Origin of the sequence: Arthrobacter gengyunqii (assembly GCF_023022985.1) — a bacterium.
Lineage (GTDB): Bacteria > Actinomycetota > Actinomycetes > Actinomycetales > Micrococcaceae > Arthrobacter_B > Arthrobacter_B gengyunqii.
The window spans coordinates 1,461,154-1,473,782 of the sequence record NZ_CP095461.1; the positions used below are offsets into that span (position 1 = coordinate 1,461,154).

Here is a 12,629-nt window from a genome sequence, read left to right on the forward strand (position 1 = left end):
CTGTATGTCAAAGACTGCACTGCAGCAGCCGCACTGCCTTCCCGGCAGGAGCAGTATCCGCATTCCCACTACGGCGCAGAGACGCCGCATGCGTGCGCTTGCATGCCAGCCGGAAGGCAGCCGCTCACCAAGGAATGCACTACCAATCGATTGGAGATTTCATCCATGCTGAAGCATGCCGCCAAGACCCGTCGCAGGACGACCTCATCAGTAACCGCACAAATGGCTGCCATTGCCGTTGGCTGCGCCCTTGTGGCCGGAGGTGTTTCTGCAGCTGAAATCAGCATGCTGAACAGCTCTCCCGCTGATACTTCCGTCAGCACGGGGATGACGCCCTGACACCCTGACACCCTGACGCACTGCAGGCAGGGCAGGTGCCAGCCGGATGACGCCGGATCGGATACGTTGGAACAGATGTTCCTTCCATCCGTGTCCGCGGTTCCCGCGGCCCTCCCCACCTGGAGACACTCATGACAGCGCCATTGCCCGGCTGGTACCAGGATCCGGATCAGCCCACCCAGCAAAAATGGTGGGACGGCCGGGAATGGAGCACCTACACCATGCCGCTGGCGGCGGCCGAGCCGCCTTCAGGCAGCCCGGCTTCGGGTGAGCAGACCGCCGCCACGTCCGAACACTTCATCCCGTCCGGGGAACAGGCAGACTCCTCCAGCCCGGGCGCGTCCGCAGGGTACGGGTATCCGGCAAGGAATAGTCCGGTGGAAGCGGCCGGCCCCCGTCCCGGGTACCCGGCAGCAAACTCAGCGGAGGCCGGCGCGCCGGGCACCGCCCAAAGAGCCGACTCGTATCCCGGCTACTCCCACCCCGGCACCGGCTACTCCGGCTACTCCGGCCCCCAGGGTTATCCTGCCTACCCTGGCTACCCCGGCTATCCGCAGATTTTCCGCACCAATCCGCTGGCCCTGACCGGGTTCATCCTCGGGCTTTCGGGTTTCTTTCTTTTCTTCATTCCGATCTTCGGCACGGCCATCTGCGCCGCCGCGGTGGTCTTCTCAGTTGTCGGACTTTTCAAGCAAAGGGACCGGGCTCCCCGATACAAGGTTTTCGGGATCATCGGACTGGTCCTGGGGATCATTTTCACGCTGTTGTCGCTGCTGTTGACGCTCGCGCTCTTATCGGACCTTTACTACATCTAGCCAGCCCGGTTTCGGCGTCGATCTGTCCGGACCGGATACGGTCGGCACCGGGATCTGGATTGCCCTGGCCTGGGACGCAAAGAGCCCGCACCCCGTGTCGTGAGACAGGGGGTGCGGGCTTTTTGCGGCGGGGTGTCCCGCTGTCGGAGCTAGGGCTTAGCAGCCGTAGTAGAGCTCGAACTCGTACGGGTTCGGGCGCAGCAGCAGCGGCTGGATTTCGTTTTCGCGCTTGTATTCGATCCAGGTGTCAATCAGGTCCTGGGTGAACACGCCGCCGGCCTGGAGGAACTCGTTGTCGTTCTCCAACGCGTTGAGTGCCTCTTCCAGCGAACCCGGTGCCAGCTGGATGCCGCGGGCCTCTTCGGGGGGAAGCTCGTAGAGATCCTTGTCGATCGGGTCAGCGGGCTCGATGCGGTTCTTGATGCCGTCCAGGCCTGCCATCAACTGTGCGGCGAAGGCCAGGTACGGGTTGGAGGAAGGGTCCGGAGCGCGGAACTCAAGGCGCTTGGCCTTCGGGTTGGAACCGGTGATCGGGATGCGGATACCGGCGGAGCGGTTGCCCTGCGAGTACACCATGTTGACCGGGGCTTCGAAGCCCTTGACCAGGCGGCGGTAGGAGTTGACCGTCGGGTTGGTGAAGGCCAGGACGGCGGAAGCATGCTTGAGCAGGCCGCCGATGTACCAGCGGGCGACGTCGGACAGGCCGGCGTAGCCCTTCTCGTCGTAGAACAGCGGCGTGGAGCCGTTCCACAGGGACTGGTGGCAGTGCATGCCCGAACCGTTGTCACCGAAGACGGGCTTCGGCATAAACGTGGCGGACTTGCCCCAGGCATCGGCGACGTTCTTGACGATGTACTTGAACTTCAGCAGATCATCGGCCGCGTGCGTCATGGTGGTGAACTTGTAGTTGATCTCGGCCTGGCCGGCACCGCCAACCTCATGGTGGGCGCGCTCAACCTCAAGGCCGGCGTTGTCCAGCTCCACGCAGATGGCGTCGCGCAGGTCAGCCTGCTTGTCCACGGGAGCCACGGGGAAGTAGCCGCCCTTGAACGGGGTCTTGTTGCCAAGGTTTCCGCCGGCTTCTTCGCGGCCGCTGTTCCACGGTGCCTCGATGGAGTCGACCTTGTAGAAGCTGCCCTGCGGGGAGGACTCGTACTGGACGTTGTCGAAGATGTAGAACTCGGCCTCGGAACCGAAGTACGCCGTGTCGGCAATGCCGGTGGAGGCCAGGTAGGCCTCAGCGCGCTCGGCTACGCCGCGCGGGTCGCGGTGGTACGGCTCGCCGGTGCGGGGATTGACGATGGAGAAGTTCAGCGCCAGGGTCTTCTCGATGCGGAACGGGTCCAGAAAAGCGGTGGTCACGTCCGGGATCAGCTGCATGTCGGATTCGGCGATGCCCTGGAATCCGCGGATGGAAGAACCGTCGAAGAGCTGGCCGTTGATGAAGAAGTCGGCGTCAACGGATTTTGCCGGCACGTTGAAGTGCTGCTGCACTCCGGGGAGGTCGGTGAATCGGATGTCGACGAACTTAACATCTTCGTCAGCGATGAACTTGAGGACTTCGTCCGCAGTTTTGAACATCGGTACTTTGCTCCTTATACACAATTGGGTGGATGACTCCGGACTGCACATCCTGACCTGCAGCAGGCTGGAAACGGGCTCCCTGTCAACTGCTTAGAACTCTAGGGGCAGCTAATTTCTCAACCGTGACGGCCGTGTTTCAGCCAAGTTACGCAAACCGAAGTCTCCCCTCCACCCTAGCGTGAACGGAACTGAGGCAGGCATTTGCCACTCGGGCCGCCGGAACACAGAGGCCGGGTAGTCTTAAACGGTGGTTGATAGAAGAAGTTTAGGTTCGTGGCTGGAAGGCCCTCCCTCCGACGAGAATTCCTGGCCGGGCAAGCGGCTCGGCCGGCCGAAGACCGGTCCCGGCAGCATCGGGCGCGTGGGTCCGCGGCTCGGCGCAATCATCATTGACTGGGCTATCGCCTCGGTGATTGGGTACGCGTTTTTTGGCGGCTCCTCCACCGCCATCCTGGCCATCTTTGCCGTGGAGCAGATTGTGCTCGTGTCACTGCTGGGTTACGGCATTGGGCACCGTGTGTTCAGCCTGCAGGTCCAGAAGCTGGACGGCAGGCCCGCAGGGCCGCTGGCCGCCGTCGTGCGCACGCTGCTGCTGTGCGTGGTGATTCCGGCCGTTGTCTTTGACGAGGACCAGCGCGGCCTGCACGACCGCGCCATGGGAACCGTCCTGGTGAAGGTCAAGCACTAACAAAACCTGTCCAGCTCAGGTCAACAAATGAAGGGCCCCTCCGAGGAGGGGCCCTTCATTTGTTGTGGCGGTGAGGTGGCCTTACCGTCCGCGCGAGGCCTTGCGGTCCGGGCGGGCCTTGTACGGATCGATGCCCTTGGGAATCGGCAGGCGCGTTCCCAGGGCGGCCAGACGCTTGTTGACCGCCTGGACTTCCTGTTTGGTCAGCGACTTGGGCAGTTTCTTGGCTTTCTTCGCGACCTGTGAAAGCGGGGTCAGGTTCTCGCCCTGGCCGGTCTGGATGACATGCACGGGCACGTTCGGCGCGATGCGGTTCATGCGGCGGCGTTCGCCGTCGGCCAGTGCCTTCGCGCGGCCCGGGGAGCCTTCGGTCACCAGGACAATGCCGGGGCGGCCAATGGCGCGGAAGACGGCTTCCTGGCTGCGCGGGTTCACGGCAACGGGCTGCTCTTCCAGGATCCAGCCGCGGCGCAGGATGCTCAGCGCGGCGCCGGAGGCACCCGGCTGGCCCTCAATTTGGGTGAAGGCGGCGCGTTCTGCGCGGCGGGACAGGATGAAAACAGCGGCCAGCAGGCCCAGCGGGACCGCGATGATGAGCATCGTGATCCAGTTGTCGATCAGCAGGCCGATCAGCAGCCCGACGGCGATGATGCCCAGGAATGCTCCTGCCATCACCCATACCAGGTTGGGGTCGTTGCGCCGCGTCATCTTGAAGACGTCGGCGATCTGCTTCATGCGGCCCGGGCCTTTTTTCTTCTTTTCCGCTTTGGGTTTGCGGGAGAAGAGGCCGCGGCGGGCGCTCTTGGGTGCGTCGGAATCTGTGCTGTTGGCCATAGTGGTTCAATTCTACGTGATTACCGTGTCCGGTCCGTGCCGTGAAACGGGGCGAAACCGGAACTCCGGCGGTCAGGGAGGTGCCGGTTCGCAGCGGGCGTACAAAGCGGTCAGCGGCGGGCGAGAATGGAGGACGCCTCCTGAAGGGTGGTGCCTGAATCCTCGATGTGGGCCAACTGCGGCGGCAGGTCAAGGCCTTTCTTGCGCATGGCCCCCGCCCAGAGCCGCCCGGCCCGGTAGGAGGAACGGACCAGCGGTCCGCTCATGACACCAAGGAAACCCAGCGCGGTGGCTTCGTCGCTGAGCTCCACGAATTCCTGCGGCTTCACCCACCGGTCCACCGGAAGGTGCCGCTCGCTGGGGCGCAGGTACTGGGTGATCGTGATCAAGTCGCAACCGGCGTCGCGCAAATCCCGGAGGGCGCCGGAGATCTCCTCGCGTGTTTCGCCCATGCCCAGGATGAGGTTGGACTTGGTGACCATGCCCAGCTTCTGTCCCTGCGTGATCACGTCGAGCGAACGCTCGTAGCGGAAGGCAGGCCGGATGCGCTTGAAGAGCCGCGGCACGGTTTCCACGTTGTGGGCAAACACCTCCGGGCGCGCGTCGCAGATGGCCTCGATGTGCTCGGGTTTGCCGGAAAAGTCCGGAATCAGGATTTCGACGCCGGTGCCCGGGTTCAGCTCGTGGATCTTGCGGATGGTTTCCGCATACAGCCAGACGCCTTCGTCCGCGAGGTCGTCACGGGCCACGCCCGTCACCGTTGCATAGCGCAGGTTCATCTTCTGGACCGAACGGGCAACCTTGGTGGGTTCGAACAGATCCACGGCCGAGGGCTTGCCCGTGTCGATTTGGCAGAAGTCGCACCGCCGGGTGCACTCGGAACCGCCGATCAGGAAGGTGGCCTCCTTGTCCTCCCAGCATTCGAAGATGTTGGGGCAGCCGGCCTCCTCGCAGACGGTGTGCAGGCCTTCCTTCTTGACCTGTTCCTTCAAATGAACGTACTCCGGACCAATGGCGACTTTGGCCTTGATCCACTCCGGCTTGCGTTCCACGGGCACGGCTACGTTGCGCTGCTCGATGCGCAGCAGGCGGCGTCCTTCGGGGGCGAGCGTCATAGGAGGGTTCCTTTCGACCGGCCGGCCGCGGTGGCGCCTGGTTCCGGAGGGATGGTGTCCATGATCCGAACCGGATGTTCGCGGACAAGGTGGTCCCTGCGGCGAAGGAGTTCTTCCTCCACGCGGGCCACCAGATCGGTGGGAGTGACAGTGCGGCCGGTCTCGGCCGAGATGGAGGTGGTTCCGGCGTCGGTGATCCCGCAGGCCACAATCTGGTCATAGGGGGCCAGGTCATTGCTGCAGTTGAGCGAGAAGCCGTGCATCGTGACGCCGTGGTTGACGCGGATGCCAATGGCAGCGATCTTCCGGTCGGTGCCGCCGTCGCGCACCCAGACGCCGGAGCGTCCGGCAACCCGTTCGCCGCTGATGCCGAAGTCCGCCAGGACCGCAATGAGCGCGTCCTCGAGGGTGGCCACATAATCCGCAACTTTGCTGGGATCGGGCAGTCGAAGGATAGGGTAGCCCACCAGCTGCCCCGGGCCGTGCCAGGTGAGTTTGCCGCCGCGGTCCACGGAAATCACCGGTGTTCCGTCGAAGGGACGCTCATGGTCCTCGGTCCGTTTGCCAGCGGTGTACACCGGGGAGTGCTCCAGCAGCAACACTGTATCGGGAGCTGTACCGGCCAACACGCGCTCATGAAGACCGCGCTGCCTGTCCCAACCGTCCAAGTAATCCACGTAATCCGGGGCAAGACCGACGCGCAGGAAATCCAAAGCCATGGGGTCAGCCTAGACCGCTGCGGCAGAAGTTCCGACTGTGGTGTTGCTCACATGTTCTTGGGCGGGGTGATCCGTACCCGGAAGAGCTGTGGATAACTTCTGCAGGATAGGCCGATCCCGACTAGAACAGAGTGCATGGAGGCTAACGGGCAGGTTGGGGTGGTCCACCCGCCGGCGGTGGATGAGGGATACCGCGCTGAGCGGCTGTTGGGCTCCGGCCGCGCGTCCAGGGTGTGGGCGGTCGTGCGGAACAGCGACGGCGCCCGCTTTGCGCTGAAGGTGCCGGCGGCTTCCCCCGGCGGGCACGGCACCACGTTTGAAACCCGGCGGGAGCTCAACATCCTGTCCCGGTTTGAGCATGAAAACCTCATGCACCTTTCCACCGTCCTGGAGACGGACCAGGGCCCCGGGCTCCTGATGGAGCTGGCCCCGGGAGGTTCCCTCGGCCGGGTGCTGCGGGCCCGGGGAACGCTTCAGCCGGGGGAAGCCGTAACGGTCCTGGTGGGCATAGCGTCAGTGCTCGCTTATCTGCATGGCCTGAATGTCTGCCATGGGGACGTCTCGCCCGGCAACATCCTTTTCACCGCCAGCGGTAAACCTCTGCTGGGGGATCTGGGAACCGCGGCACTGCTGGGATCAGGGCCGGCGCCGGCCGCAGCAGAGGAAGATGACGTCCTGGCGCTGGCCGCTGTGGGGTGGCTCATCGTGACGGGGCGGGCGCTTCCCCCTGCTGAGCGCCGGCTGCCCCTTGCCGTTCTGGTACCCGAAATTCCGGCGGCGCTCGCCGAGGCCATCGATGCGGGGCTGGAGGAAGAACCCAAACGCAGGCCCGACGCTGCCGAATTTGCCCGCCGGGTGTTCGAATCCACCCCGGCTCAGCCGCTGGACCTGGCCCTGGGTGATGCCTCCGCGCCCCTTGACCAAGCCCCAACCCGCCGATCCCGGCTCGATCAGGGGCGCGCTCCTGCAGGGCTGAGGCGCCGGGCCGGACGGGGAAAGAACAGGCGCCCGGGTGGTTCTCCGGGGGAACACGAGGGTAGCGGGCGCAGCCGAAACCGGATGTTGCTGGGTGCCGCAGCAGTCCTTGTGGCGGCAACCATGGGTTTGGGGGCGGTGGCGGTGGCGGCACCGGAGATGCTGCCGGGCGCAGAGCCGGGGGAACCCGGGACGCCGCCGCCGGCGTCGGACGGCGGGCAGTCTCCGGGGGCGCAGCCGCTGCCTCCGCCGGATCAAGCGAAGGACGCAGACACGGTTCGGGGTGCGGGGGACGGAGCTGTGCCAGGATCACCGGAACCCTCCGGGCAGGTATCCCTGGCCCGGACATCCGGTTCGGAACTGGAGCTCATGGTCAGCAGCAGTGACCCGGTGCAGGCGGCCCGTGCGCTCGCCGAGCTGCGGGCACGGGCCTTCACCGCTGCTGATGCCGATTTGCTGACGGGCATCAATACGCCGCGCTCGCCGGCCATGCAAGCGGACCAGGCCGAGATTTCCAAGCTCGAGGCGGCAGAAACGGTGCTCTCCGGCCTCGCTGTGGAGGTCGTGTCGGCCGGACCGGCTGTGCCGGGCCAGGACGGACGGGTCAGCGTACGGGCCGCCGTCTCCACGTCCGCCTACGCGGAACGGGACGCACGGGGAGGGATGGTCCGGAACGTGGCTGCGGTATCCAGCCAAGACGTTGTCCTGGTCATGGTGCGGACCGCGGACGGCTGGCGCATTGAGGACATTCTGGCGCCGCCTGCCTGAATATTGACTCCGGAGCGGGTCTGTCGCTGAAACGCCAACGGTCCTCGAAAGATAGGATCGTTCCATGAGTTCAACTGCTTACCTTCGCTACCCCGATCTGCATGGCGACCTCGTCACCTTTGTGGCTGAAGACGATGTCTGGATGGCTCCCGTTACCGGCGGACGGGCCTGGCGCGTTTCCTCCATGCAGCTGCCGGCCCGCAGCCCCAAGTTCTCACCAAACGGCGAGCATCTGGCGTGGCAGGTGGTCCAGGGCGGTGCCCCGGAGATCGTGACTGCGGACGCCGACGGCGGCAACTACCGGCAGTTGACCTTCTGGGGGAGCCAGAGCACCCGGCTGAAGGGATTCAACTCGGCGGGGCAGGTTGTTGCCACCACGTCCGTGGAACAGGAAGACAGCCGCCTGCGCTGGGCCTTCACGGTTCCGCTGGACGGCGCAGCCCCGGTCAAGCTTCCGTACGGTCCGGTGGAAACGATCGCTGAAGGACCCGCCGTGGGTGACGAACGCCCAATGGTCATCGGCAGCATGCTCACCCGTGAACAGGCCTGGTGGAAGCGCTACCGCGGCGGCACGGCAGGGAAACTGTGGATCGATGCGGACGGCAACGGTGAATTCGAACGCCTCGTCCCTGAACTTGACGGCAACCTGTCGGACCCGATGTGGATCGACGGCCGGGTGGTTTTCCTGTCCGACCACGAGGGGTACGGCAACCTGTACTCGGTGACGCCGTCGGGCACGGATCTGCGCCGGCACACAGACTTTGACGCCTTCTACGTCCGCCATCCTTCCTCGGACGGCAGCCGCATTGTTTTCGAATCCGCAGGACGTTTGTGGCTGCTGCCCTCCTTGGATGCTGAAGCGCAGCCGCTGGACATCGTCCTCGGGTCAGCCGGCACGGCCCGGCGCCCGCGTCCGCTGGACGTTGGCAAGCATCTTGCCGGCGCCGTCCCCGATGCCGCCGGAAATGCCAGCGTGGTGGAAACCCATGGCACGCTGCATTGGCTCACCCACCGCGACGGACCGTCGCGGGTCATCGAGGCGGACTCCACCGTCCGGGCCCGTCTCGGCCGTCCGCTGGGGGAGTCCCGGGCTGTGTACGTGGCCGACCGACACGGCGAAGAGGCAATTTACATCAAGGACGTCTTCGCGGAGGTCGCGGTGGGTGCCGCCCCCCTCTCCGGGGCTGCTCCGGGTCTTCCGGCGTCGCAGGCCGCAGCGGACGCCGGAGACGACACCGGTTTGGTCCTCCCCAGTCCGGTTTCAGCCGGGTCCGCTGTTGCGCTGCCGCAGGCAGTCCAGCAGGCGGCGGAACCCCGGACAGCAGGGCAGGAGCCCGAATCGTCCCGGGAAACCGAGATTTCCTCCAAGCCGGGGGAGAGCAGCAGCACCGTCCGGGTGGAATTCGACCGGCCAACGCGGGTCAGCCAGTTGGCGCCCAGCCCGGACGGAAAGCGCGTGGGCGTGGCCACGGAGTACGGAGAAGTTTTTGTGCTCGACGTCGCCTCGGCCCAGTTGTTCCCGGTGGCCTCCACCGGCTTCGGCGCCGTTGACCAGCTCGCCTTCTCCCCGGACTCGCAGTGGCTGGCCTGGGCAGAACCGTCCAGCGCAGACGGCCGCACCAAGATCCGCCTCCGCTCCGTGCTGGATACGGAAGCACCGGTGATCGACGTGACTGACGGTCGGTTTACCGACCATGATCCCTCTTTCACCACCGACGGCCGCTACCTGGCCTTCCTCTCCGAGCGCAGCTTCGACCCCGTCTACGACACGCACCGGTTCGATTTGAGCTTTCCGTCCTCCACCAAGCCGTTCCTGGCGGCTCTGGCAGCGGGCACCCCTTCGCCCTTCGGCCCGACGGTTTCGGGCATCCCGGCCGTTGACCCAGCGGACGCAGGGAAAGCCGATCGTGATCCGGAGACCACTGCAACGGTTCCTGACGTTGTCGTTGATGCCGAGCGGATAGGGGACCGGATTATTGCCGTCCCGGTCCCGCAGGGACGCTACGAGAAGCTCCGGACCGCTGATTCAGCCCTGCTCTGGCAGGCGGCCGACATCTACGGAGTGACAGGTGACGGCCGGGCCTCGGCCACGGACCGCGACCCGGCCTCTCGGCTGGAGCGCTTCGACCTGGTGAAAAAAGATCTGTCCGTCCTGGTCCCGGCACTGGACGATTTTGAAGTCAGCGGCGACGGCACCAAGGTGGTGCTGCGCCATGACAGCGGTGTCCGGGTGGTTCCCGCCTCCGCCAAAGTTGAGGAAGATTCCGGCGAGAACATCCGGGTGGAGCTGGACCGCATCCGGGTGCGGATTGACCCGGTCCAGGTTTGGGGGCAGGCTTTTGACGAGGCCTGGCGGCTGCAGCGCGACTTCTTCTGGGCTCCGGACATGGGCGGACTGGATTGGGAAGGCGTCCACTCCCGCTACCGGCCGCTGGTGCAGAACCTCGGCAGCCACGATGACCTGGTGGACCTGCTCTGGGAAATGCACGGAGAGCTGGGCACCTCCCACGCCTACGTCACTCCTGCTCCCGTCACGGAACCGGGCTCGGGAAGCCAGGGTTTCCTCGGCGCCGACCTCCGGCCGGGTGCCGGCGGCTGGGAAGTGGTGCGCATTCTGGGAGCCGAATCCTCGGACCCGCAGGCCACGTCACCGCTGAGCGCCCCGGGCGCGGACGTGCACCCCGGCGACATCATTGCCGCCGTTGACGGACAACCTGTTCCGGCCAATGAAGGACCGGCCCCGCTGCTCGCAGGGGCAGCCGGCCGCACCGTGGAGTTGACGATTGTCTCCACGAACGACGACGGCGCACCCTCCCAGCGCCGCATCGCCGTCGTGCCGCTGCGCAGCGAGGAACGCCTCCGCTACCAGAACTGGGTCCACGCCAATCGCCGCATTGTCCGCGAGGCTTCAGACGGTGCCTACGGCTACCTGCACATCCCGGACATGGTGGCCAACGGCTGGTCTCAGCTGCACCGCGACCTGGACCAGGAGGCTGCAAAGCAGGCTCTGGTGGTGGACGTCCGGCGCAACCGCGGGGGACACACCTCTCAGCTGGTGGCCGAGCTGATCGGCCGGAAGGTCACAGCCTGGGCCAACCCCCGCGGCGGAAAGCCCACCCCCTATCCGGACCATGCTCCGAGGGGGCCCGTGGTGATCCTGACGGACGAGTTCGCCGGTTCCGACGGTGACATCATCACTCAGGTGTCCAAGCTGCGCAGCATCGGCCCCGTGGTAGGCACCCGCACCTGGGGCGGCGTCGTCGGCATTGACGGCCGGTTCCACCTGGTGGACGGGACCGTGGTCAACCAGCCCCGGTACGCCTATTGGTTCACCGGAGGTGTGGGCTGGGACGTGGAAAACCGGGGAGTGGAGCCGGACATTGAGGTGGCGTTCCCGCCGCATGCCTATGTGGCAGGAGATGACCCCCAGCTGGAGCACGGCGTTGGCATCCTGCGCGAAATGCTGTCGGAGATCCCCACGGATCAGCCGCCGGCCATGACCGGCTACCGGTCACTTCAGCCTGCCCCGCTTCCTCCGCGTCCGCAGGCGGCGCCGGACTCAGCGGCGGTGCCTAAGGGAGCCGTTCCCGGGCCGGTTGCAGCCTCGTCCGCAGTGCCGGGCAGGCACTAGCGTTTAGTTCCCGCGTGGACCACGGCCTCCGTTCCCCTGGCTACAGGGGAACATAGGCCGTTGCCAGCTGGTGTCCCTCCTGCGGAGCCATTACATTGTCAGCTTCCTGACTCAAGGACTTGGCAGCGTTGAAGGCGGATGGCCGCAGGAGTAGCGTCGGAAAATGGGCTTTTACCCCAGTTCGCCGAGAAGCGCCCGAACGTCGGCGTTTCCCCTGACCCCATCCAACCTCGGAGCAGCGAATGAATACCTCAACGCGCCCGTCCTACCTGCACTGGGCAGCAATTGCCCTTGTCTTCGTCGGCGGCGGATTCGGTGCCGCCAGCCGCGAGGGCCTTTCGCTCGCCATCCCGAACCTCGGCGAGGTTCCGATCGCGATCCCGATCATCAACGTGGTCGGTGCCTTCCTGCTCGGCTACCTCTACGAAGCCGTCACACGCCTTGATAAGGCGCGCCCAACCGGCGCGAACCTCAAGCTGCTGCTCGGCACCGGCTTCTGCGGCGGCTTCACCACCTACAGCTCGCTGGCCACCGACACCGCAGTGCTTTTCCGCGACGGACTGCCGGGGTCCGCCATTATCTACGCTCTGGCAACGGTGATCGTCGGCGCCTGCGCCACCTGGGCCGGCATTGCCATTGCGGCCGCCGTCAATAACCGGAGCTCGAGTCCGCGTAAAGATGAGCAGGAGGACGCAACATGACCCCGGGAATTTTCCTGCTGCTCGCCCTGGCCGGCGGGTTGGGCGCCGTGGTGCGGTTCATGCTGGACGGCTTCATCCGCGCCCACTCCAAGACGCGGTTCGCGTGGGCGACGACGATCATCAACGTCTCCGGTTCCCTTGTGCTCGGCTTTCTTACCGGCCTCACCATTGAGCACTTCGTGTCGACCGACGTCGGCATCGTCATCGGCACCGGGTTCCTCGGCGGCTACACCACGTTCAGCACGGCGAGCTACGAGACGGTGCAGCTGATCAAGAAGGGCCGGTACGGCGCGTCGTTCATCAGCGGTATTGTCATGCTCGTGCTCTCCGTTGCTGCCGCCGTGATCGGCCTTTGGGTGGGTACGGAACTCTGAAGCCAACAGTTGCAGGTCACCAGCGGCTCCCGCGGTGACCTGCAGCTTTCGTGTGCTCTGGGCAGCCCGGGGGAGGCGATGCAGGC

The 12,629-nt window shown here is 65.5% G+C and carries 11 protein-coding genes; 7 read left to right on the top strand and 4 right to left on the bottom strand.

All coding sequences use genetic code 11. The features are described 5' to 3' along the window. Positions 1 to 165: 165 nt before the first annotated feature. Together MUG94_RS06595 and MUG94_RS06600 are read left to right on the top strand one after the other, a co-directional pair. On the top strand, positions 166 to 339 hold the full coding sequence (locus tag MUG94_RS06595; RefSeq protein ID WP_247098842.1) for a hypothetical protein: 174 nt from the start codon (positions 166 to 168) through the stop codon (positions 337 to 339). 131 nt (positions 340 to 470) lie between these two features. Continuing rightward, the gene (locus MUG94_RS06600; RefSeq protein WP_227908900.1) at positions 471 to 1,154 is read left to right on the top strand and encodes a DUF2510 domain-containing protein; all 684 of its coding nucleotides are present in this window, start codon (positions 471 to 473) and stop codon (positions 1,152 to 1,154) included. 156 nt (positions 1,155 to 1,310) lie between these two features. On the opposite strand, the gene glnA is transcribed toward MUG94_RS06600, so the two are convergent. Beyond that, on the bottom strand, positions 1,311 to 2,735 hold the full coding sequence (glnA, locus tag MUG94_RS06605) for a type I glutamate--ammonia ligase (RefSeq protein ID WP_227908898.1): 1,425 nt from the start codon (positions 2,733 to 2,735) through the stop codon (positions 1,311 to 1,313). Positions 2,736 to 2,985: 250 nt separating this feature from the next. Here glnA and MUG94_RS06610 point away from each other — a divergent pair, with 250 nt between their 5' ends. Next, positions 2,986 to 3,426, top strand: coding sequence for an RDD family protein (locus tag MUG94_RS06610; RefSeq protein WP_227908896.1), 441 nt, complete (start codon positions 2,986 to 2,988; stop codon positions 3,424 to 3,426). An 81-nt stretch (positions 3,427 to 3,507) separates the two neighbouring features. Here MUG94_RS06610 and MUG94_RS06615 read toward each other — a convergent pair whose 3' ends face one another. The 3 genes from MUG94_RS06615 to lipB all read right to left on the bottom strand — a co-directional run bounded on the left by MUG94_RS06615 (position 3,508) and on the right by lipB (position 6,094). Continuing rightward, positions 3,508 to 4,260, bottom strand: coding sequence for a DUF4191 domain-containing protein (locus tag MUG94_RS06615; protein ID WP_227889383.1), 753 nt, complete (start codon positions 4,258 to 4,260; stop codon positions 3,508 to 3,510). A 110-nt stretch (positions 4,261 to 4,370) separates the two neighbouring features. Beyond that, positions 4,371 to 5,375, bottom strand: a complete 1,005-nt coding sequence (gene lipA / locus MUG94_RS06620; RefSeq protein ID WP_227908895.1) for a lipoyl synthase — start codon at positions 5,373 to 5,375, stop codon at positions 4,371 to 4,373. Then, positions 5,372 to 6,094: a lipoyl(octanoyl) transferase LipB gene (gene lipB / locus MUG94_RS06625; RefSeq protein ID WP_227908892.1), complete on the bottom strand. Its 723-nt coding sequence runs from the start codon at positions 6,092 to 6,094 to the stop codon at positions 5,372 to 5,374. Before lipB ends, lipA begins: the two co-directional genes overlap by 4 nt. 135 nt (positions 6,095 to 6,229) lie before the next feature. Between lipB and MUG94_RS06630 the strand changes: the two genes are divergently transcribed. The 4 genes from MUG94_RS06630 to crcB all read left to right on the top strand — a co-directional run bounded on the left by MUG94_RS06630 (position 6,230) and on the right by crcB (position 12,543). Further along, positions 6,230 to 7,837, top strand: coding sequence for a protein kinase domain-containing protein (locus MUG94_RS06630; RefSeq protein ID WP_227908890.1), 1,608 nt, complete (start codon positions 6,230 to 6,232; stop codon positions 7,835 to 7,837). Between the two features lie 64 nt (positions 7,838 to 7,901). Continuing rightward, a complete protein-coding gene (locus MUG94_RS06635; RefSeq protein WP_227908888.1) occupies positions 7,902 to 11,468 on the top strand; it encodes a S41 family peptidase in 3,567 nt (1,188 codons plus the stop codon). Positions 11,469 to 11,710: 242 nt separating this feature from the next. Then, complete coding sequence (locus MUG94_RS06640; protein ID WP_227908886.1) at positions 11,711 to 12,169, top strand: fluoride efflux transporter FluC; 459 nt, start codon at positions 11,711 to 11,713, stop codon at positions 12,167 to 12,169. Then, the gene (crcB, locus tag MUG94_RS06645) at positions 12,166 to 12,543 is read left to right on the top strand and encodes a fluoride efflux transporter CrcB (protein WP_227908885.1); all 378 of its coding nucleotides are present in this window, start codon (positions 12,166 to 12,168) and stop codon (positions 12,541 to 12,543) included. The genes MUG94_RS06640 and crcB overlap by 4 nt, the downstream gene beginning before the upstream one ends. Positions 12,544 to 12,629: the final 86 nt, after the last annotated feature.

Bases quoted from the DNA above. Each gene is read 5' to 3' on its own strand.
- crcB (WP_227908885.1), top strand. From the start codon at position 12,166: ATGACCCCGGGAATTTTCCTGCTGCTCGCCCTGGCCGGCGGGTTGGGC.
- lipB (WP_227908892.1), bottom strand. From the start codon at position 6,094: ATGGCTTTGGATTTCCTGCGCGTCGGTCTTGCCCCGGATTACGTGGAT.
- MUG94_RS06635 (WP_227908888.1), top strand. From the start codon at position 7,902: ATGAGTTCAACTGCTTACCTTCGCTACCCCGATCTGCATGGCGACCTC.
- glnA (WP_227908898.1), bottom strand. From the start codon at position 2,735: ATGTTCAAAACTGCGGACGAAGTCCTCAAGTTCATCGCTGACGAAGAT.
- MUG94_RS06615 (WP_227889383.1), bottom strand. From the start codon at position 4,260: ATGGCCAACAGCACAGATTCCGACGCACCCAAGAGCGCCCGCCGCGGC.
- MUG94_RS06595 (WP_247098842.1), top strand. From the start codon at position 166: ATGCTGAAGCATGCCGCCAAGACCCGTCGCAGGACGACCTCATCAGTA.
- MUG94_RS06640 (WP_227908886.1), top strand. From the start codon at position 11,711: ATGAATACCTCAACGCGCCCGTCCTACCTGCACTGGGCAGCAATTGCC.
- MUG94_RS06600 (WP_227908900.1), top strand. From the start codon at position 471: ATGACAGCGCCATTGCCCGGCTGGTACCAGGATCCGGATCAGCCCACC.
- MUG94_RS06630 (WP_227908890.1), top strand. From the start codon at position 6,230: ATGGAGGCTAACGGGCAGGTTGGGGTGGTCCACCCGCCGGCGGTGGAT.
- lipA (WP_227908895.1), bottom strand. From the start codon at position 5,375: ATGACGCTCGCCCCCGAAGGACGCCGCCTGCTGCGCATCGAGCAGCGC.